At 72.2% G+C, this 19,210-nt stretch carries 19 protein-coding genes and 1 pseudogene; 8 read left to right on the plus strand and 12 right to left on the minus strand.

Annotation, left to right across the window (positions count from 1 at the left end; all coding sequences use genetic code 11):
- Positions 1-19 precede the first annotated feature (19 nt).
- From ACIOMQ_RS33350 to ACIOMQ_RS33370, 5 genes and pseudogenes are all read right to left on the minus strand, one after another.
- Positions 20-997: a terpene synthase family protein gene (locus ACIOMQ_RS33350; RefSeq protein ID WP_362205024.1), complete on the minus strand. Its 978-nt coding sequence runs from the start codon at positions 995-997 to the stop codon at positions 20-22.
- A 433-nt stretch (positions 998-1,430) separates the two neighbouring features.
- Positions 1,431-1,613 (minus strand): annotated as a pseudogene (locus tag ACIOMQ_RS33355) (hypothetical protein); the annotation flags it as partial.
- A gap of 270 nt (positions 1,614-1,883) precedes the next feature.
- Entirely contained in the window at positions 1,884-2,255 is a 372-nt protein-coding gene (locus tag ACIOMQ_RS33360) for a hypothetical protein (RefSeq protein ID WP_362204948.1), read from the minus strand.
- A gap of 391 nt (positions 2,256-2,646) precedes the next feature.
- Positions 2,647-2,886: a hypothetical protein gene (locus tag ACIOMQ_RS33365; RefSeq protein ID WP_362204951.1), complete on the minus strand. Its 240-nt coding sequence runs from the start codon at positions 2,884-2,886 to the stop codon at positions 2,647-2,649.
- Between the two features lie 93 nt (positions 2,887-2,979).
- The gene (locus ACIOMQ_RS33370; protein ID WP_362204954.1) at positions 2,980-3,291 is read right to left on the minus strand and encodes a hypothetical protein; all 312 of its coding nucleotides are present in this window, start codon (positions 3,289-3,291) and stop codon (positions 2,980-2,982) included.
- A gap of 282 nt (positions 3,292-3,573) precedes the next feature.
- Between ACIOMQ_RS33370 and ACIOMQ_RS33375 the strand changes: the two genes are divergently transcribed.
- Positions 3,574-4,377, plus strand: a complete 804-nt coding sequence (locus ACIOMQ_RS33375) for an ABC transporter permease (protein ID WP_362204957.1) — start codon at positions 3,574-3,576, stop codon at positions 4,375-4,377.
- A 2-nt stretch (positions 4,378-4,379) separates the two neighbouring features.
- On the plus strand, positions 4,380-5,126 hold the full coding sequence (locus tag ACIOMQ_RS33380; RefSeq protein WP_401260906.1) for an ABC transporter ATP-binding protein: 747 nt from the start codon (positions 4,380-4,382) through the stop codon (positions 5,124-5,126).
- 206 nt (positions 5,127-5,332) lie between these two features.
- Here the strand turns inward: ACIOMQ_RS33380 and ACIOMQ_RS33385 are convergent, their stop codons facing one another.
- The 7 genes from ACIOMQ_RS33385 to ACIOMQ_RS33415 form a co-directional block, all read right to left on the minus strand.
- Positions 5,333-6,103 carry a DNA-binding response regulator gene (locus ACIOMQ_RS33385; RefSeq protein WP_402191566.1) on the minus strand — a complete coding sequence of 257 codons (771 nt, stop codon included), beginning with the start codon at positions 6,101-6,103 and terminating at the stop codon, positions 5,333-5,335.
- 108 nt (positions 6,104-6,211) lie between these two features.
- Positions 6,212-6,604, minus strand: coding sequence for a DUF2511 domain-containing protein (locus tag ACIOMQ_RS33390; RefSeq protein WP_401754074.1), 393 nt, complete (start codon positions 6,602-6,604; stop codon positions 6,212-6,214).
- A 7-nt stretch (positions 6,605-6,611) separates the two neighbouring features.
- The gene (locus ACIOMQ_RS33395; RefSeq protein WP_401260901.1) at positions 6,612-7,517 is read right to left on the minus strand and encodes an ABC transporter ATP-binding protein; all 906 of its coding nucleotides are present in this window, start codon (positions 7,515-7,517) and stop codon (positions 6,612-6,614) included.
- Entirely contained in the window at positions 7,514-8,308 is a 795-nt protein-coding gene (locus tag ACIOMQ_RS33400; protein WP_362204972.1) for a hypothetical protein, read from the minus strand. Before ACIOMQ_RS33400 ends, ACIOMQ_RS33395 begins: the two co-directional genes overlap by 4 nt.
- Positions 8,308-8,949: a hypothetical protein gene (locus ACIOMQ_RS33405; RefSeq protein WP_362204975.1), complete on the minus strand. Its 642-nt coding sequence runs from the start codon at positions 8,947-8,949 to the stop codon at positions 8,308-8,310. The genes ACIOMQ_RS33400 and ACIOMQ_RS33405 overlap by 1 nt, the downstream gene beginning before the upstream one ends.
- Positions 8,950-9,075: 126 nt before the next feature.
- Positions 9,076-10,113 carry a hypothetical protein gene (locus ACIOMQ_RS33410; RefSeq protein ID WP_402191568.1) on the minus strand — a complete coding sequence of 346 codons (1,038 nt, stop codon included), beginning with the start codon at positions 10,111-10,113 and terminating at the stop codon, positions 9,076-9,078.
- On the minus strand, positions 10,110-10,667 hold the full coding sequence (locus ACIOMQ_RS33415; RefSeq protein ID WP_362204981.1) for a sigma-70 family RNA polymerase sigma factor: 558 nt from the start codon (positions 10,665-10,667) through the stop codon (positions 10,110-10,112). Before ACIOMQ_RS33415 ends, ACIOMQ_RS33410 begins: the two co-directional genes overlap by 4 nt.
- A 280-nt stretch (positions 10,668-10,947) precedes the next feature.
- On the opposite strand from ACIOMQ_RS33415, the gene ACIOMQ_RS33420 reads away from it, so the two are divergent.
- The 6 genes from ACIOMQ_RS33420 (at position 10,948) to ACIOMQ_RS33445 (ending at position 19,044) form a co-directional block, all read left to right on the plus strand.
- On the plus strand, positions 10,948-11,118 hold the full coding sequence (locus ACIOMQ_RS33420; RefSeq protein ID WP_362204984.1) for a gallidermin/nisin family lantibiotic: 171 nt from the start codon (positions 10,948-10,950) through the stop codon (positions 11,116-11,118).
- A 91-nt stretch (positions 11,119-11,209) separates the two neighbouring features.
- A complete protein-coding gene (locus ACIOMQ_RS33425; RefSeq protein WP_402191570.1) occupies positions 11,210-14,542 on the plus strand; it encodes a lantibiotic dehydratase in 3,333 nt (1,110 codons plus the stop codon).
- Positions 14,539-15,900 (plus strand): lanthionine synthetase C family protein, encoded by a 1,362-nt coding sequence (locus ACIOMQ_RS33430; protein WP_362204990.1) that lies wholly within the window; start codon positions 14,539-14,541, stop codon positions 15,898-15,900. The genes ACIOMQ_RS33425 and ACIOMQ_RS33430 overlap by 4 nt, the downstream gene beginning before the upstream one ends.
- Complete coding sequence (locus ACIOMQ_RS33435) at positions 15,897-16,883, plus strand: ABC transporter ATP-binding protein (RefSeq protein ID WP_401260890.1); 987 nt, start codon at positions 15,897-15,899, stop codon at positions 16,881-16,883. The genes ACIOMQ_RS33430 and ACIOMQ_RS33435 overlap by 4 nt, the downstream gene beginning before the upstream one ends.
- Positions 16,880-17,680 carry an ABC transporter permease gene (locus tag ACIOMQ_RS33440; protein WP_402191572.1) on the plus strand — a complete coding sequence of 267 codons (801 nt, stop codon included), beginning with the start codon at positions 16,880-16,882 and terminating at the stop codon, positions 17,678-17,680. Before ACIOMQ_RS33435 ends, ACIOMQ_RS33440 begins: the two co-directional genes overlap by 4 nt.
- Complete coding sequence (locus ACIOMQ_RS33445) at positions 17,677-19,044, plus strand: DUF6895 family protein (protein ID WP_362205000.1); 1,368 nt, start codon at positions 17,677-17,679, stop codon at positions 19,042-19,044. Before ACIOMQ_RS33440 ends, ACIOMQ_RS33445 begins: the two co-directional genes overlap by 4 nt.
- Positions 19,045-19,210: the final 166 nt, after the last annotated feature.

Here is a 19,210-nt window from a genome sequence, read left to right on the forward strand (position 1 = left end):
GAGGGGCCCCGTCGGCCGGTCAGGCGGCGAAGTACCGTGACAGCGAGTCCCGTTGATCGACCTCCACCAGGTCGGGCCGGGTGTAGCGCTCCGCGCGGGCGTGGTAGTCGAAGTCGCCCCGGACCAGCCCGCGGTAGTCCTGCACGCACCGCTCCAGCGCGGCCCGGGTACGGTCGTGGATCCCGGCCGCCTCTATTTCCTCGATCAGTTCCTTCTCGGCGCGTTGCACCCGTTCCACTATCTCCGCGAGCTGCGACCCGGCCTCGTCGACGGCCTCCTGGAGGGTCAGTCCGCGCTCGCGCTGAATGAGCCGTACCGCATTGTGCTCGTAACCGAGCAGAGCCTCCTTCTCGAAGGAGCAGATGTCGTTGCAGAGCCCTGAGTGATCGGTGACGGCGTTGCGCAGAGCGATATACGCGGGGAGGCTGCGGGCCGATTCGGGAAGGTCGATTCCGGCAGTGATCTCATGAAGGTCGAGGAAGGGCTGCATGGCCACCGAATCCCGGCGGTGCCTCACGAATTCGGCCCTCGTCGGCACCTGTCCGGCGGCCCGCTCCACGGCCTCGGCGTAGTAGGTCCACAGCCAGGCGACCGTGTCCCGCCGGAACTGCCGGATCCAGCGCGCCGAGCGGTCCCGGTACGTCCACGTCCGCAGCCCGGCGAGGGCGCGTTCCATGGCGCCGCGCGGCGGTCCGCCGTCGAGCACGGTCACCAGCCGGTCGATCGCCGCCTCGCACACGCGGGGATCGCGTCCGGCGGGTCCGTCGTCGAACTCGTCGTCGACGAGGAAGGCCCAGAAGAGCCATTGGCAGAAGAGATCGAGATGCTGCTGCGAAGCAGTGGGAAAGATGAGGGAGATCCAGAGTTCCGGCCTTGTCCGGATCATCTTCTTGCGGGCCGTCGGAGCGAGCGCGAGACCGTTGGACTCGGCCCATTCCCATGCGGCCTTCCCGGTCTCCTCGATGCCGGGATTGCATCCGGCGCTCTGGAACGGCATGTGAAACGCCGGCAGCGAAATCTGGCTCATTGGTGCCCCTCGTCGAGACGATGCGGATGAACGATACGAGCGGGGATCGGAACGAATTCACGCGTCGGCGCCATTGCGCACAGGGAGACGCGCCGCACGTTCCCGCCCGGCGTCGGCCGGAGGGTCACCGTACGAGGTGAGGCGGTCATCCCTGCTCACTCTCCTCTGCCGGGCGTCGGGGCATCGGGGCCGGGCTCGCGGGCCCGCGGTGGCAGACGCCCTCCGCTCAGGAGGGCGGCATCACCATGGGTGACCTCCAGTCAACCCCCTGTGGGCGAGGGAGGGAAGCCATACGTGACCGAATTTGCGTCATTGTCAGGAAGGAGTGAACGGCTCTGAGCAGTTGACGACCTCTTGGGATGATCACCACGGTCGAACGTCATCGACCGCCGTCGGCCGCCCCGACGGCAGCGGAGCCCGTCGACTTCACGCCGATCCGGCGCGGTGCCGGCTGCGGCAGCCGGCCCGCCGCGTGCCGGGCGCGCAACTGCTCGACGGAGTCGATGCCGTGCTCGCGGAACAGCTCCTCATGGAGCGCGAGCATGCCCCGTACCTCCTCGACGGTGCGTCCCGCGCGCTCCCGGTCGCAGCAGAGGCTTGTACGGATCCGGCAGATCGGGCAGTTCGACCTCGTTCTGTGCCCGCAGCGCGGCCCGGCCGACTGCCCCACGGCACACCTGCTCGATGGAAGCGGTGCCGATGCGCTCGGCGTGCCCCGCACGACGTGCCGCGCACGACCTGCCGCGCCATCGGGCGCGAGCCGGCCGCTCAAGAACGGTCCGCGACGGTCCGCGACGGTTCGCTGCTCAGATGAGGTCCACCCTCGGCCGGCGCCCGTTCGATGCCTTCGGGGAAGTCATTCCTCGCTCTTGCGCCAGTTCTTCGTCGGCCGGCCTTCTTCGTCCCATCGGCGGTCCGACAGCACGGTCGGACCGTCCTCGGCGAACACCACTTCGGCGGCGAGTGTGCCGTTCGCGTGCCATTCCCTGGACACCCCTGCCGGGCGCCCCTCGCGGGCCGTCGCCTCGGACCGGAGCGTGCCGTCCTTGTACCACTCGCGGCTGCGGCCGTGCTGCACACCGGCGACGTAGGAATCCAGGCTGACCAGAGCGTCCCCCAGACGCTCCTCGACCTCGCCGGTGAAGAGTTCTCCCCGATACAGCAGGCGCTGTCCCGCATCCATGTCGACTTCGGGGTCGTCGATGTCGATTCGTGTCACGTCGGCCATCGGGGATCCAGAGATCGTCGGTCGGAGGGTTGCCGGTGAACCTGCCGTGCAGGCTGTCCACGCAGTCCCGCACCATGTTGCAGTTTGCGCAGAAAGCCGCAGGGCGCCCGGGTAGTTCGGTCTTCATGTGCGGCAGGTACGGGAACTCGACCGGGGCGCGGAGCCCGGAGAGCGCCGCCTCGCCGACGGAGAGCCCCAACTTCTGGCGCTCCCGGAGGAGTTCGTTCGCCGTCTTGACCTCGGCATGTCCGAGGGGATGGTCCGGCGCCGGTGCGGAGTCGATGATCGACTCGTCCCTTGCGGCCATGGCCGGGTGGAAGCGGTCGGCCGGCGTCCGGTCGACCGCTTCACAGCCGTCCGGGCCCGTGGCCACCCGCTGCTTCCCGGGCGGCTACGGGCGGAGGTGCTTCTCCGCCTCGGCCTGTTCGATCAACTCCGCGTACGAGTCGGCTTCCTCCGACCCCGACTCCGACACATGGCGTAGGGACGCCGACCACGGAATCGGGCACGGCGGGGCGTGGTCGGGGTCCGGACACAGCAGCCTGGCGATGTGCTCCTTGACCTCTTCGGCCTGCTGCTCAGTGGCGTAAATGCCGAGCCGTACTTCCCAGACACTCGGATTCTCAGGCATCGCTCACGTCCCAGATCGGCGGGGAGAAAGGGGGGAAGAGGAAAAGGACAGAAATGCACAAAAGGGGGCGAAATGAATCGCCCCCTCCACAGGCTACCAGGTGCGCTTGGCGTCGCAATGGCGCTTGTAGTGGCCCGGCGGGACGGGGATGTTGCGCGCGGCGTCGTTGATGGCCGCCTGCTCGGTGTTGCCCGTGCCGTCGGCCCTCTCGTACCCGACGACGTTGTTGTCACTGATACGGACGATCTGGCACTGCACCGTGGCGTGCCAGGTCTTCATGACGGAGATCTCGCGCGTGACCGCTGCGGGCGCTGGGCCGACGGCTGCGGATGCGGCGGGGGCGACGAGGCCCCCGAATGTGAGGGCCATGACCCCGATGGTGAGCGTGCGGCGGAGTGACTTCATGAATGTTCCTCCCTGGCGGTGGTGTGGCCGCGCCGGGCCCCGGCGGACTCCTCAGGGCGCGGACGGCCCGGTGGTGGCGTTATGACACTCCCATTTGGGCACCTGGGGAGGCCCCCTTCGGTGGAGCGATTGGCAGTCGGCTGTCAGTTGTCCGCCAGGTGTCGGACGGCTGCCGATCGGGTCTTCGCGTTCCCGGCCGTGAACCGCGGCGTCGGCCACCGCTACGTACCTGGTGCAACCGACCGTCCGACAACCGACAGCAGTGGCCAGGCAGGAGCACACATGGCGCACGACATGGTCGCCCCGCCCCTCGTGGGGCATCGCGACAACCCCTCGCTGGCGACGGTGGTGGGTACCGAACTCGCCCGCAACAAGCGTGGCTTCATTCCCTGGTACCACCTTCTCGCCCCCGTCATCATCACCGTCCCCCTCTTCCTCGGCGCCCTCGGCTCCTCCGAGGCGAAGGCGGGCCAGAGCTTTGAGGTGTTCCGCAATGTGACCCTGGAGTTCTGGGGGGTCCTGGTACCGATGACCGCGGGCCTGGCGGCGGCGCTCTCGGTCCGCGCCGACCAGGACGCCTGGCGACTGCTGCTGTCGTACGGCGTGCCGCGTGGGCGCTACTTCATCGGCAAGGTGGCTGCCCTGGGCGTCCTGGGCTTCGTCTCCTCGACCGTGCTGCTGGTGATGCTCTCCCTCGGCGCGGTGATCAGCGGACGTTTCCCCGAAGCCATGGGGACGGTGGCCGCGGCGGTCTATCTGCCCTGGTTGGTGGGGTTGTCCATGACGGCGCTGGCGGTGCTGGTCGCCGTGGTGTGGGGCATGGGCCCCAGCATCGGGGTGGGTGTCGCGGGCCTGCTGTGCGGGGCGCTCGTCTCGGACAAGGTCTTCTGGTACGCCGTTCCGTTCGCCTGGCCGATGCGGGTGGTCCTGCCGCTGGCCGGGATCGGCCCCAACGGGGTGCCGCTGCCGAAAGGCAGCCCGGTGACCGACATGTCGGCCATCCCGCTCGCCGTGGGCCTCGCCGCCGCGCTGACCGCGGCATTGCTCGTCGTCGGCAGCATGCACATGCGTCGTAAGGAGATCTGATCATGACTGCGACAACGGGCGCCTCGGAGACCCCCGTGGTACCGGCGCTCACGATCCGCCGACTGCACAAGCACTACGGTTCGCACCGCGCCCTGGACGGGGTGGATCTCACGGTAGGGGCCGGAGAGGTCTACGGACTGCTCGGCCCGAACGGCGCCGGCAAGACAACCCTGATGAAGGCCCTCCTCGGCCTGCAGCGGCCCACGTCGGGCAGTATCGAGATCTTCGGCAGGCCGGTCGGACGGGACACCCTGGCCGATGTGGGCGCCCTGATCGAGGTCCCCGGACTGTGGCCGACGCTGACGGCCGACGAGACCCTGAACGTGCACGCCAGGCTGCGCGGCGTACCGAAGGCGTGGATCGAACCGGCGTTGAGCCTGGTCAAGATGACCGACGCGCGAGACCGGAAGGTCGGCGCGTACTCCCTCGGCATGCGCTGGAGGCTGGGGATCGCCGTCGCCCTGCTGGCCAGGCCGCGGCTGATCGTCCTCGACGAGCCCACCAACGGCCTCGACCCCGTCGGCATCCGCGAGATGCGCGGGATCATCCGCTCACTGGCCGAAGAAGGGGTGGCGGTGCTGATCGCCAGCCATCAGCTGGCGGAGGTCGCTCAGGTCTGCGACCGGGTGCATGTACTGGCGGCCGGCCGCACCCAGTACGAAGGCCCGCTGGCAGGGCTCGCCGTCGACGGAGACGTGGAGGCGGGCTTCTTCCGGCTCCTGGAATCCGCCGACGCGGGCATCCGCTGACCGGCACCTGGGCCGGCACCGGCACCGGCACCGGAACCCGGGCCGGCATTGGAACCTGGGCCAGCACCGGGGCCGGGCCATCACTGGGGCCGGGCCGGCCTCGGCCCCGGGGGCCCGATGCAGGCTGAGGGCAAGGGGCTTCCAAGGGCGGGTGGGGTACGCGGAACCCGCGCGAGAGCCTCCGCGCGCGGAGTGGGGGACCGGTGTCAACAGGCGCGTGCCGTCAACGGTCGACGGGGGTCGGGCACGGTGGCCAGCGAAATCAGCTCGGCGCGGCCCCCGACCCCCAGATCGTCGTAGAGCCTCCGTATGCGGCGGTACATGGACCGCTCCGAACAGTAGTAATAGCGTCGCGCGATCTCGGAGACGGTGATGGATGTGCAGAGCAGCCGCATCAGCTCCGCGTCATGAGAGGGCAGAGCGGCCCGCAGGTGCTCTCCGGGTATGTCGCTCTCGCGGTCGCCGTCCGCACCGGCCGGCGTCTCCCCGCCGTGGTGCCGGCATCGCTGACGGCCGCCCTGGTCCGCGGGCATGCCCTGCGGACCGGCGGTCGCGATGCTGTCTGCGGGACCGGTCATGAGGTGAGCCCGGAGCTGCGCGTACAGCAGATCGCGCTGGCTCTCGCTGGGTATGGCGAGGTTGAGCACGAAATTCGCGCCCGAACGGATGGCGTAGTACGTCCGGTATCCCGAGACATCGTTGGTGACCGCGATGAGCAAGGACAACGGATGCCGCACCCGCACGGCGCGCAGTTCCTCCGCCTGGAACTCGCTGGTGACCGGCATCAGAACCGGCAGGTCGAGCGCACCGCAGGGCGCGGTCAGCTCCTCGGCGTCGACGAAGTCGACCCGGTCCAGGCCGGAGCGGAGCGCGCCGAGCAGCGCGTGCGGTGAGTCGAAGTACGGCTTGAGTCCCGAGTGGACCAGGACGTGGAGCCCGGTGGCGGTCGTTGCGTGCTGCTGCTCGCGTTGGTGCAAGGCGCTGTTCCCCGTAGCGTTGATCCCGGTGGTGGTCGTCCCGCGGTCACTGGGCGACACAAGGTGTTGGATCACGCTCACGGCAGGCCCGTGCCCGCCGGTGTCCGGTCACCGGCCGGCCTTGCAGAGCTTCAAGGTCCTGCTGATCAGCGAGCCGAGACTCACCTTTTCACCGCCGTCGCCGGACAGTCGCACCGGCGCGATGTCGTCGTAACCGGCGTCCCGCGCACGGTCGTTGAGCGCGTAGGTCGTGCCGTCGGGCGCGGTGATGACCGCCTGGTCGCCCCCGCGGCACTCGGCGGTTCCGTGATCGACCGTGAGCGGCCAGGTGTAGCCGAGGTTCTTCTCGCTGATCTGCTGCTTGGTGGCCGTCGGGCTCGGAAGGGGTACGGGGTCCGTGGTGGCCGGTTCGCTGCGGCCGCTGCCTCCGCAGCCGGCCAGCGTCAGCAGTGCCAGACCCGTCAGGGCCGAGGCGGCGGCGTACCGGGCTTTCGCGATCATGTGTCGGCTACCTCACTGTCGGAATGCTGGTGGGGCGGGTCCGGCCGTCGGCGCCGAGCAGCGCGGCGTAACCGTCTTCCAGTGACGGTTCGACCGGGCGGGCTCCGGCGGGCGGAGTGGTGGTGACGATGCGGTACTCCGTTCCCGCCGAGGTGGCCACGGCGCTCACCACCTCGCCGCCGGGCGGGGGGCCGCTGGTGGGGCCGTCGGACCGGCACACATAGGTGCAGCCCGCGGCCTGGCTGACCAGGGCGGTGGTGGAGTCGTGGAAGACCAGACGGCCGGAGGCGAGCACTGCCACTTCGGGGCAGGTCTGGGCGACATCGTCGAGGATGTGGGTGGACAGCAGCACGGTGCGGCCATGGCCGAGACCGGCGAGCAGCGCGCGAAACCGCATCCGTTCGTGCGGGTCGAGGCCGGTGGTCGGCTCGTCCACGACGAGCACCGACGGGGCGCCCATCAGCGCCTGCGCGATGCCGACCCGGCGCTTCATACCACCCGAGAACCCGGCCAGCCGCTCGCCCGCCCGCTCGCCCAGGCCCACCTCGGCGATCCGGTCGTCGACCTGACGACGGCGTTCACCTCGGTCGTGGATGCCTTTGAGTACGCCGATGTAGTCGAGGAACTCGCGTGCGGTCAGGTCGGGGTAGAGGGAGAGCTCCTGCGGCAGATAGCCCAGGGTGCGCTTGACGGCGGCGAGCCCGGCGCTGGTCGACAGATCGTGCCCGGCGACGAGGACCCGCCCGGAGGTGGGCCGCAGCACTCCGGTCAGAATGCGCAACAGGGTTGTCTTGCCAGCTCCGTTGGCGCCCAGCAGCCCGACGGTGCCGCTCTCGATGTGGAGATCGACGGCGTCCAGCGCGCGGAGACCGCCGGGGTGGACCTTCGTCAGTCGCTCCGTGGTGATGTTCATGATGCTCCGTGTCGTCTGATGCGGGCGGCGAGATGACCGAGCACGTAGCAGGCCGCGGCCATCGCGAGGACGAGGGCGACGTTCAGCAGCGCCGTCGCGTCGTCGACGGCGGGGCGCAGTGCCCCGGTGCCCTGCCGGGCGGCCCACACCTCGGGGGCGTGAGCCCAGGCGACCAGCGGATAGCCGCCGAGCGGAGAGAGGACGGTGCCGGTCGGCGTGGGCAGTGGTGAGAAGGCCGGTGGGAAATGACAGGCCCACAGCCACACCACGACTGTGACGGCGCGGGCCGCGGCCACCGGAAGCAGTACGCCCAGTAGCCCGGCGAAAGCGGTGACCAGCAGCGCCGCCGGGACGACGACCGTCACCAGCGAGACCACCGCCGAGCCGAACGGGGCGAAGGAGCCGCCGGCCACCGAGAACACCGCGGCGTACAGCAGGAAGAGGCCGGCGACCGGCGCCAGAGCGGTCAGCAGCGGGCCGCCCAGTATCCCGGCGGTCCGCGGCAGCGGACCGGTGGGTGTCGCGGTCAGCAATTCGGCCATGCCGTGCGCTTCGAGGCCGCGTCGCAGCCGGTCGGCGAGGGCGATGCCCACACCGAGGGTGCAGAAGGTGTTGACGACGACCGCGGCCGCACCGGCCCTGGCGGCCGGATCGCTGTGACCGGTGATGACGGGCGAGGTGGCCACCAGCAGCAGGCTGAGCAGGGCCAGAGGCAGCACCGCACCCCATACGGCTTTTCGGCGAGCCGCCATCAGGGCTTCGTAGCGCAGGGTCCACAGAAGGGCCGTCATCACGCCTCCCGGGGGCCGAAGTGCGCGTCGGCGCCGCGGCCGAGCCGGGCCCGGGAGCGTCCGCATGGGCCCAGCGCACGCAGGGCCAGCGCCATCAGCCAGGCACCGGCCAGCAGGGCGGGGACCGCCTGCACCGCCCCTTCGGGCACCACCCGGTCGATCAGCAGCAGCTTGGCCAGCACGGCGGCGACGATCAGTCCGGTCGCGGGCGCGGCCGCACCGGTCCGTACCGTCGCCCACACCGCGGCACCGGCCAGAAGCGCCGTCAGACCGGCCAGTTCCAGCAGGGTCGCCACCGGTCCGGGGCGTCGGCCCGTGGCCGCCACCAGCCCCACCAGGGCGGCGGCGGAGACCGCAGCGGCGGAGACCGGCCAGACCAACCGGCGGGCGACGGTGCGCGGATACGGGGTGGGCAGCGACAGATGGAGCTCCACCATCGGCTCCCGTGCCACCGCCGCGGCACAGGCGAGAGCCGTGGCGGTGGGAAGCGCGCAGCTCAGCAGCGCGCGGTCCAGGACCACTCCCGCGCCGGGCCCCGCGACCACCGCCACGAAGGCCAGGAGCGCGGCCAGAAGCGGAAGCACGAACGCTTGCTTTCCGCAGCGGCGCGCTTCGTGGACCCACCATGGTGCAACGGTCATGGTGCTGTTCCTCCCGTTGTTCCCCTGTCTCCCGATACACCCCGTACGTAGCGGTCCGGCCCATGGCGGTTCACACCTGGATCCGGCAATCCCCCGCACGGGGGACGAGCCGCCCGTACGCCCCCGCTACGACGACGAGGGCTCACCGAACGACCGCATGGCCCGGGCGGCCCATCCCAGCAGAACGGCGGCCGACGCGATCGTCCACGGCGTCGTCGACAGCAGCACGTCCAACAGGGCGTCGACCGGTGTGCTGAACAGCCCGTGCGGTCCGCCCACCACTCCCAGGAACCACAACGCGCCCCCCGCCGCCGCGCCCACCGGCGGAGAGAAGCGGACGGACAGCGCGAGCGCGAGCGACGCGGCCAGCAGCGACTCGCCGAGCCAACTCCCGACCACCGCCCACCAACCGGGCCCCCGCACCAGCGCCGAGCAGACCGTCGCGAGCGTCAGGTCGACGCAGAGCACCACCGCCAGCCGGGCCAGGAACACCGCCGCGGGCGGCACCGGCAGGGTGAACAGCAGCTCGCGTCTGGGATCCCGGCGCGGCGAGGCGACGATCAGCGCCCCGAACAGCACCAGCAGCACGACCACCGCGCCGAACAGCCGTATGCCGGGCCGCTCCTGCAACTGCGTCGACGCCACAAGAGCCGCGACGACCAGGCAGACCGCGCTCAGCGGCGCCCACATCCTGGGCATCAGTACGAGCTGTCGCAGGGCCAGTTGCCAAGCCGTCCGCCAGGGCCGGGCGAGACCGGCGGCGGGTCCGGTGCCCCCGACCCGTCCGGACGGCACGGCAGGTTCCGCGACCCGTCCGGACGGCACGGCAGGTTCCGCGACCCGTCCGGACGGCACGGCAGGTTCCGCGACCCGTCCGGACACAACGGCGGGTGCGGCGACGGGGACCGCGACGACGGAGGGGCGCCCGCCCGCGCCGACGGGACCGGCCGTGGCCGGCAGCGCCCCCGTCATCAGGGCGTCGAAGGACGGCACGGACACGGTGTCTTCCGCCGCCTCGGCGCGCACCGCGCACGCGATGTCCTGCCAAACTGCCAATCTTTTACGGCAGTCGGGGCAATCGCCCAGGTGCCGGCGGTGCTGCGGTGCGACATCCCCGGCGCGTGCCAGAGATGCCAGGACGTCGTCCGCGAGGTGATCACTCATAGCTGTCCCGATCCTTCCAGCCGCGTGGCGGCGAGCATGCTGCCCAGCCGCCTCCGTGCGTGGGACATCCGGCTCTTGACGGTGCCCACCGGGATGGCGAGCGCGGCGGCCACCTCCGGGTAGGCCATCTCTTCGAACAGCACCAGCGCAAGGACCTCGCGCAGATGCTCGGGAAGGGCGCGCACGGCTGCCCGCAGGGCGGTGTGCTCGGACTCCACCACGACCTGGTCCTCGACGCTCGGCGCCGCGTCCGCCACGTTCCGCGCCTCCGACAGGTCCGCCAGCTGAGGTCGTGACCTGCGGAGCTGGTTGTGGGCCTGCCGTCTGGCCACACCCATCAGCCAGCCCCGCACGGAGGACTCTCCCCGGAACCCCGCGGCCGAGCGCCAGACGGCCAGCCAGGTCTCCTGCAGGATCTCCTCGGACACGCCCTGGTCCGAGGTGAGTCTGCGGATGAGACGGAGCATCGCGCCGGCATGCCTGTCGTAGAGGGTCCGTAGGGCGGTCTGGTCGCCGTGGGCGACGGCGGATAGCAGAGCTTCGTCCGAGCACACACCACGTACGTATCAAGAATGCGACGACCGGTTCACCGTTCGTCGGCGCGACGGTCCATTTTTCAGCCGGGGGAGTGGCACGCGGCCGCCGTGTCGCGCGGCCTCGTGGTATGGGGCGGCCGGTACCGCGGGACTGCCGGGCCGCCGGACCCGCGGGGGCTGCCAGGACTGCCAGGACTGCCAAGGGCGACGGAACCTATTGAACGGCCGCGAACGGCCGTGGATCGTGATGCAGAAATCACGATCCGTGACCACCCGTTCGGTCCCTGAAGGAGTCAGCATGGGAGTCAAGACCATCTCGCAGTCACAGAACGAAACGGACCTCTTCGACCTCGACCTGGAGATCGGCGTGGAGCGTTCCGTCGCCGGCCCGGCCATCACGAGCGTCTCCTACTGCACCCCCGGCTGCACCAGCGAGGGCGGCGGCTCCGGCTGCAGCCACTGCTGTTGACGGCGCGTGACCGTGGGGCCGGGCGGACGCCGACCCGGCTCCACGGACTGTTCCCGGGCCTGCCGGAACAAGAACGAGAAGGGGGACACCCGTGAGGGAATCGCCGGGGCAACCGCCGCAGGCGACACCGTTCGAGGCGAAGGACGTCTTCCTCTACCGGGCACCACTGGCACCGCCGGAACGTCCGGCCGGTCCCGTGCTGTCCGCAGGAGAACGGGCACGAGGAGGAACCGGTCTGCGCGTACCGGCCGCGGAAGACCCCCGGTCCCTCGCCGCCTGCGCCGAGCTGCTCGCTTCGGTCCCCATGGACGGCGTTCTGGGCGAGGCCCTCGACCTCGCCTCACCGAGCCTCGGCGCCCTGGTCCGGCGCGTCGCCGAGCAGGGCGCCGCCGGCGTCAAGGCAGGGCAGCTGCGCCGCGCCGCGCTCGCCGTGCTCCGCTACGACATCAGGATGCGGACCCGGCCCACCCCCTTCGGCCTGTTCGCCGGTGTCGCCCGCGGGCAGTTCGACTCCACGGCCAAGGCGGAGCGGGGCACGGCGCACCGCACCCGCACCCATGCCGACATGCAGTGGCTCACCAGGATCGGCCACCGGCTCGAACGCGACCCGGCCGTCCTGTCCACGCTCACCGTCCAGGCCCACCAGGCCCTGGTCCCACGCGGTGACCGGCTGGTCCTCACCGCCCCCTCCACCCAGGGCGTGCCTCCCGGCGAGGCCGGCGAGGGCCGCTCCACGGTCTCCGTACGCAGGACCCCGGTCGTCGAACGGGCCGTGGCCGTGGCGGAGGTCCCACTGCCGTACGAGGAACTGCTCCGGCGCACCACCGAGGCCTTCCCCGGCGCATCCCCCGAGCGGGTCCGCGGCCTGCTGGCCGAACTGGTGCGACAGGAGATCCTCGTCACCGGACTGCGACCGCCCCTGGACGGCGGCGATCCGCTGCACCACGTCCTCGGCCTGCTCACCGGGGTCGCCGAACCGTCCGAGGACACCCGCCGGGTGCGCGACGCCCTGCTCGCCGTGGAGCAGCAGAGACGGGCGTACGACGCGCGGCCCGTCGGCGACGGCCACGAGCAGCTGAGCAGACTGCTGAACACCGCGCGCTCGGTGGAGCCCGACGACACGCCCCTGCACGTCGACACCCGCCTCGACGCCGCGGTGCACCTGCCGTACGCGGTGCGCGACGAGATCGAGACGGCCACCGCCCTGATGTGGCGGCTCTCCCGCCCCAAGCTCGGGCTCCTCGCCCTGCGCGAACACCACCGCCGCTTCCTCGACACATACGGGGCCGACCGCCTGGTGCCGGTCCTGGAACTGCTCGACGCGTCGACCGGACTGGGCGCCCCGGCCGGTTACGGCTGGCCCAACAGCGAGGCACCGCCCGCCCCGTCCGACGTCCCCCGCACCGCCCGCCGGGACCGCGCCATGGCCCGGCTCGTCGCCGCCGCACAGCGCGCCGGACGGCGCGAAGTCGTCCTCGGCGACGCGGACCTCGACGAGCTGTGCCACGACACGGCCGACCCCGCGGACGCGCCCAACTCCTGCGAGGTGACGGTGCAGGTCGTCGCCCCCTCGGTGGAGGCCCTGGACGAGGGGAAGTTCCGCGTCTTCCTTTCGCCCTCGCCCGGATCGCACCGGGCCGGGTCCACCTTCGCCCGGTTCGCCGACCAGCATCCGGCCTGGCGCGAGGAGTTCGCCGCGCTGCACCGGGACAACCCGGTGCACATCCAGGACGCGGTCCCCGTCGATCTCGCCTTCCGGCCGCGCTCGGGCCGGGCCGCCAACCTCTCCCACACCGCCCCGGCCACCGGCCGCCGCATCGGTGTCGGTCTTCCCGACGCCCCCGGCACCGACGAACTGCGCCTGGGCGACATCGGCATCGGCGCCACGCTGGACCGGCTGACCGCCGTGCACATGCCCACGGGCCGCGAAATCGTGCCCGTGCTCGGCAATATGGTCAGCGCCCCCGCCCAGGCCCCCAACGCCGTCCGGCTGCTGTGGGAGATCGGACTGGAAGGGCAGCGGCTCTGGGAGCCGTGGAACTGGGGCCCGCTCGCCGACGCTCCCTTCGTCCCCCGGGTGCGCTACGGACGGTTCGTACTGGCCTGTGCGGTCTGGCGCCCGGACGGGATCCACGCGCGCGCCCGGGAGCTGCGCACAAGGAGCGACGAGGCGCGCGGCGCCGACTGGGAGCGCGCGATCGCCCGCTGGCGGGCCGCGTGGGACGTACCCCGCCGGATCCTCGCCGTCACCGCCGACCAGCGGCTGCTGCTCGACCTCGACCACGCCTGGCACCGCGAGCTGCTGCTCGACCAGTTGCTGCGCCATCCCGACCTGATCGCCCAGGAAGTCCCCGGCGAGTACGAGGACTGGCTGGACAGCCCGCTCGCCGGGCACACCTTCGAACTGGTCGTTCCGATGGTCCGCCGGGAGACCGGCCGGCCCCGCCGCAGGCCGTACGCGGGACACCGCCGCCCCACGAGCACGGCCGGCCCGGCGAGCGTCGCAGGCACCACCGGAACCCCGAGCACCGCATGTACCCCGCGCACCGTCCACGGCCTCGGCGGCGAGTGGCTCTACCTCAAACTGCACGGCTCCGCCCGCACCCAGGACGACCTGTTGCGCGACCACGTCCCCGAACTGGTCGACCTGGCCGCACGGAACGGCGCCGACGGCTGGTTCTTCGTCCGGTACACCGACGACAGCGGCCACCACCTGCGGCTGCGGCTGCGCGGAGACCGCCCCGCCGCACTGTGGGGCACGGTCGCTCCGGCGGCCGGTGCGCTGCTCCAGCAGTGGCAGCGAGCGGGGCTGCTGCGCGGCCACACCCTCGACCAGTACGACCCGGAGACCGAGCGCTACGGCGGTCCCGCCGCCCGACGGCCGGCCGAGGACGTCTTCCGGTACGACAGCGAGGCCGCCGTCGCGTTGCTGCGCACCGCCAAGGACCCCACGAGCGGCTACGACGTCGACGACCTCGCCGTGATCTCCTGCGCCGCGCTGGCCCACGCCTTCGGATCGCCGGTGCCCGGCACCCCGCGCATCACCGAGGGCTACGGCGACGACGGCGCCGCGATCTGGCTGTCCATGACGGGCGCCCGCCGCGACCTGCCCACAGCCTTCCGCGCCCGGTCCGCCCGCTGGCGCCGCCTCGTCGACCCCTACGGCGGCTGGCCCGTCCTCGCGGAGGACCCGGCCGGTGCCCGCGTCCTCGACGCACTGCGCCCGCGCGACCGGGCGGTGCGCCGACTCGCCGCTTCCGTACGGGAGTCCGGGGCGACGGCTGAGGGCCGGGTCGTCGGCAGCCTGCTGCACATGGTGTGCAACCGCCTCTTCGGCGGCTCCGGTGACCGCGAGCTGACCGTGCTCGGCATCGCACGCGGCGCCGTGCAGGACCACGCCAACCGCCGGAGGTACCAGCCGTGAACGCCACCACCGCCGCCCTCGCCCCGCACAAGGCCGTCGAACTCGTCGCCGAGCGGCTCGCGGATCCGGAGCACGTCGCCGCCGTCGCCTCGCGCGACGACAACCGCGACCCCGTCTACGACGCCGTCATGTGGGGCCCGCTGACGCTCGCCAACGGCCTGCCGGGCACCGCCCTCCTCTACGGCGAACTGGCCCGCACCGACGACTCCTGGCGGCAGACCGCCCACCGCCACCTCGCGGCAGCCGGGCGCGTCATGGGAACGGCGCCGAGCCGGGGCCTGTTCTCGGGACCGGCCGCGCTGCTCGCCGCAGCCCAGACCTGCGCCGGACCGGAAGGGCACTACCGGTCCCTGCGACGAGGACTGGCGACCTGGGTCGCCGAGGAGCAGGCCGAGCGGCTGCGCGTCTTCCGCGCCCGCGTCCAAGACGGTGGCACAGGCGTCGACTGGGCCGCGTACGACCTGGTCAACGGGGTTTCCGGGACGACCCGCCTGCTGCTGGACGCGGTGGCCGACCCGGCCGAGTCCGGACCCGTCGTCGAGTCGGCCCTCGCCGCGTCCCTCCGGCACCTCATCGGCATCACCGCACCTGTCCGGGCCGGTGGCCACCGGGTACCCGGCTGGTGGGTGCCTGCCGAGCTCCAGGTCGGCGCCCGGGACCGCGAGACCTATCCGCGCGGAGACTTCAACCTCGGCATGGCCCACGGCATCGCCGGACCGCTCGCCGTGCTCTGCTCGGCGTACGAGGCCGGGCACGGGACGCCGGACATGCCCGATGCCATCCACCGCATCGCGGACTGGCTGCTGAGCTGGACGCTGCACGACGGGGCGGGGCCCTACTGGCCCGCCCGGGCCGGCTGGGACCAGGAACTGGCCCCGCACCGCCCGCGGCAGCTGTTCACCCGCACCGCCTGGTGCTACGGCACCCCGGGGGTCGCCGCCGCACTCCTGCGCGCCGGGCGCGTCATGGGCCGGCCGGAGTGGCGCACCGCCGCCGTCGACGCGCTGCGGGCCGCGCTGCGGCGCGACGAGTCGTTGTGGGCGATCGAGGGAGCCACCGTCTGCCACGGCTACGCGGGCCTGCTGCGCGTCGTGGCCAGGGCGGCCGGGGAGACCGGCGACCCCGAGCTGCACGCCGGACGCCGACGACTGACCGGCAGAGTACTGGCGTACGCGGACGAGAGCGCGCCGTTCGGGTTCCGCCACCTCATGCGCTTCCCGGCCGCCGCCCGCTCACCCGTGCCGCACCGCGCCGTGAACACCGCGGGCATGCTGGAGGGCGCCGCGGGTGTCGCCCTCGCGCTGCTGCCCGTCGGGGACGGCCCCCTTCCGTGGGACCGCACCCTGGGGCTGGCGTGAGCGCCCGGCCGGCGAAGGGGAGCGACCTGTCCGGGACACCGGCCTTCGAGGTGGCCGACCTCCTCGTGCGCCACGGCAGGGTGACCGCCGTGGAGGGAGTGTCGATCAGCTCGCCGCCGGGCCGGGTCACCGCCCTCCTCGGGCCCAACGGGGCGGGGAAGTCGAGCCTGTTGGGCGTGTTGTCGACCGCCGCCCGGCCCGACGCGGGAACCGTCCGGATCTTCGGCCACGACGTCCGCGAGGCTCCGACGGCCGCACGCCGCCGCCTCGGACTCGTCTTCCAGGAACGCACTTTGGACAAGGAACTCTCCGTCGAACGCAACCTGTGGTTCCACGCCCGGCTGTTCGGCATGAAACGGGCGGACGCCCGTGCCCGGATCGGCCTGATGCTGGAGCTGTTCGACCTCGCTGACCGCCGCCGCCAGCCGGTCGAGGAGCTGTCCGGCGGACTGGCCAGACGCGTGGAGATCGCCCGTGCCCTGCTGCACCGCCCCGGGCTGATCATCCTGGACGAGCCCACCAACGGTCTCGACCCGAGGGCGCGTGCCACCGTATGGGCCGACCTGCTGCGCCTCCGCGACGACCTGGGCGTCACTGTCCTGTACGCGACCCACTACATGGACGAGGCGGAGTACGCCGACGAGATCGTCATCCTGCAACAGGGCCGGATCGTCCGGCAGGGCAGCGGCGACCAGCTCAAGAGCAGCCTGGAATCGTCCCGTTGCGTGGTGAGCTGCGCCGACGACGAGGCCGCCGCACGGCAGTTGCGGGCCGCCGGATTCGAGCCGCTGGTCGAACCGGGCGGCGTCGTGGTGCACTGCGCCGACCCCGAGGCCCGGATCGCGGAGGTGGTGCGGGCCCTGGACGTCCCGGCGCTGACCGTCTCCGTGCACCACCCCTCCATGAACGACGTCTACTTGGACGCGGAGGCGGCGGGGCGGAGCGGGCCGCGGCAGGAGCGGGAGGGGGCGGTCACGCCATGACCGTGACGACCGCCGCCGCACCGCCCGCCGCCGCGGGCGACGGCCGGCTGCGGGTGGCGCTGCGCGCCATCGGCGTCATCGCCCACCGCGATCTGCTGCGGCAGAGCAGGCGTCCGGGCGTGCTCCTCAGCCAGGCCGTGCAGATCCTCTTCTTCGTCCTCGTCTACGCGGTCGGCTTCGACGGGATGGTCGGCTCGGTCGGCTCGGTACCGTTCAGCGCCTACGTCTTCCCGGGGATCATCGCCATCCAGGTCGTGTCGATCGGTGTCGCCTCGGGCCAGACGTACGCCTGGGACCGCGAATACGGCGTGCTGCGCGAACTCCTCGTCGCCCCCGTGCCCCGGATCTGCCTGCCCCTGGGAAAGGTCGTCGCCGGTGCGGGGACCGTGACCGTGCAGAGCGCGGTGATGCTCGCCTTCTCACCGCTGATGGGGGTGGAGCTGACCGCGGGCCGGTTCGCCGCCGCGGCGGGCTGCTACGCGCTCGCCGCCACCGTGTTCAGCGTCATCGGCCTCTGCCTGGCCACCGTCATCACCCGTGTACAGACACTCCAGGCCACCGTCCAACTGGCCATGTTCCCGATGCTGTTCCTGTCCGGGTCGGTCTTCAGCCCGGCCGACGTACCGGACTGGCTCGCCTGGATCATGCACATCAACCCCATGACGTACGCGGTCGACCTGGCCCGCCAGACCCTGCTGGGCGGCGGCGGCCTGCTGCCGCGGTGGGCGGACCTCGGCGCGCTCGCCGCGATCCTCGTGGTGGCCCTGGCACTGCTGCGGCTGCGGAGCGGCCGGTGAGCGCCGACTGGCCCTCGCTCCCGGCGCACCTGAGGACCGGTCGTACGCGACTGGACGAGGAGGACGCGGCCCGCCGGGTACTGGCCGGTGCGCTGCGCTGGATCGAAGCCCACCTGGAATGGTTCGCGCCGAGGCGGTGGGAGGAATTCCTGCCCCGCCGCCCCTTCCGGCCCGGCCCGCTCCTCGAACTCCTCGGACTGGTCCGGGTGCTGGACCGGTCGGCCCTCCTGCCCCGGGACGCGCCGGTGCCGAGCCGCGCACTCACCCTCGCCGAAGAAGCCGTCCGCGACGCGGACTTCGCGCGCGGACTGCACCGGGGCGACGCGTTCTTCCCCTACCACCTCAACCTGACGGCGCTCCTGGAACTGCTCGGCCGCCCGCACCCCGCACTGCGCGCGGCCTGCGAGGAACTGCTCGCGGCGGACGCGGGCGGCCACTGCCGGCCGTACAAACCGGTCCTCTCAAGGACCGAGCTGCGCTACTTCATCGACCGCGGCGGCTTCACGGCCCCCGCCGCGCTCCCCGGAATCGGCGCGCTCTACCGCGAGAGCATCGCCGCCCGGAGCCCCGACGTCCTCCAGCTGACCGGGAGCGAGACCTACGCGCTCACCCATGTCCTCTTCTACGTGACGGACTTCGGGCACCACCGCCGTCTGCCCGACCGGAGCGGGGCGGCGGCCGAGGTGCGCGAGACGGTACGGGTGCTGCTCGGCGTCCACCTCGCCCGGGGCGGTCTGGACCTCCTGGCCGAACTGCTGCTGTGCGACTCGGCCCTGGACGACGGGTGGGACGACGGGTGGAGCGACGGGCAGGGGGACGGGTGCGGTCACGGTCACGGTTCCGGCCCGCTGAGGCACGCCGGGTGGAACGCGCTGGCCGCCGCCCAGCGCGAGGACGGCGCCGTGCCCAGCCCTCTGCACCGCCCCGAGGTCCTGGCCGGGCTCACGGGCGACAAGGCCGCGGCCTACCTCTTCGGGACCTGCTACCACACCACGCTCGCGGCCGCGCTCGCCGCCGCCGTACGAAAGCCGGGGACACCGGCCACCGGATCCACGCAATCCATCGGCGGCCCGCTGCCCCGGGCGGACCCCGAGGAGATCCGCCAATGGGCGCGAAAGGCGGCCGAAAGGGCCGGAACCGCCCCCGCGGCTGTGCGCAACGCGTGGGCCGCGCACCTCGACCCGCTGCTGGCGCTCGGCGTCCAGGCACATGATCCGGGCGTTCTGGCAGACGTCCTACGCGCCGCCGAACGGCTGGGACGCGGCGACCGCCCACTGGTCCGCTCGGCAGCAGCGCTCCTCGCCGCCTGGGAGCCGGGCGGCCGCGGGGCACGTCCGGAGGCCACGAGAGCCTGGAGTGTGTGACAAGCAGGCGGATACCCTTGGGGATCCAGCCTGCGGTCCCCGAACTTCTCCAGGGGCCAGGAGTCCATCGACCTGAGGACCGACGAGCGCCGTGTTCGATACTCTCTCCGACCGCCTTGCCGCGACTTTCAAGAACCTTCGGGGCAAGGGCCGCTTGTCCGAGGCG

This window comes from Streptomyces sp. NPDC087845 (assembly GCF_044742755.1).
Lineage (GTDB): Bacteria > Actinomycetota > Actinomycetes > Streptomycetales > Streptomycetaceae > Streptomyces.

Excerpts from the sequence above, each read along its gene's own strand:
- ACIOMQ_RS33375 (WP_362204957.1), top strand. The coding sequence starts at position 3,574 with ATGGCGCACGACATGGTCGCCCCGCCCCTCGTGGGGCATCGCGACAAC.
- ACIOMQ_RS33380 (WP_401260906.1), top strand. The coding sequence starts at position 4,380 with ATGACTGCGACAACGGGCGCCTCGGAGACCCCCGTGGTACCGGCGCTC.
- ACIOMQ_RS33410 (WP_402191568.1), bottom strand. The coding sequence starts at position 10,113 with ATGAGTGATCACCTCGCGGACGACGTCCTGGCATCTCTGGCACGCGCC.
- ACIOMQ_RS33395 (WP_401260901.1), bottom strand. The coding sequence starts at position 7,517 with ATGAACATCACCACGGAGCGACTGACGAAGGTCCACCCCGGCGGTCTC.
- ACIOMQ_RS33420 (WP_362204984.1), top strand. The coding sequence starts at position 10,948 with ATGGGAGTCAAGACCATCTCGCAGTCACAGAACGAAACGGACCTCTTC.
- ACIOMQ_RS33440 (WP_402191572.1), top strand. The coding sequence starts at position 16,880 with ATGACCGTGACGACCGCCGCCGCACCGCCCGCCGCCGCGGGCGACGGC.
- ACIOMQ_RS33365 (WP_362204951.1), bottom strand. The coding sequence starts at position 2,886 with ATGCCTGAGAATCCGAGTGTCTGGGAAGTACGGCTCGGCATTTACGCC.
- ACIOMQ_RS33405 (WP_362204975.1), bottom strand. The coding sequence starts at position 8,949 with ATGACCGTTGCACCATGGTGGGTCCACGAAGCGCGCCGCTGCGGAAAG.
- ACIOMQ_RS33390 (WP_401754074.1), bottom strand. The coding sequence starts at position 6,604 with ATGATCGCGAAAGCCCGGTACGCCGCCGCCTCGGCCCTGACGGGTCTG.
- ACIOMQ_RS33400 (WP_362204972.1), bottom strand. The coding sequence starts at position 8,308 with ATGACGGCCCTTCTGTGGACCCTGCGCTACGAAGCCCTGATGGCGGCT.
- ACIOMQ_RS33370 (WP_362204954.1), bottom strand. The coding sequence starts at position 3,291 with ATGAAGTCACTCCGCCGCACGCTCACCATCGGGGTCATGGCCCTCACA.
- ACIOMQ_RS33350 (WP_362205024.1), bottom strand. The coding sequence starts at position 997 with ATGCCGTTCCAGAGCGCCGGATGCAATCCCGGCATCGAGGAGACCGGG.
- ACIOMQ_RS33360 (WP_362204948.1), bottom strand. The coding sequence starts at position 2,255 with ATGGCCGACGTGACACGAATCGACATCGACGACCCCGAAGTCGACATG.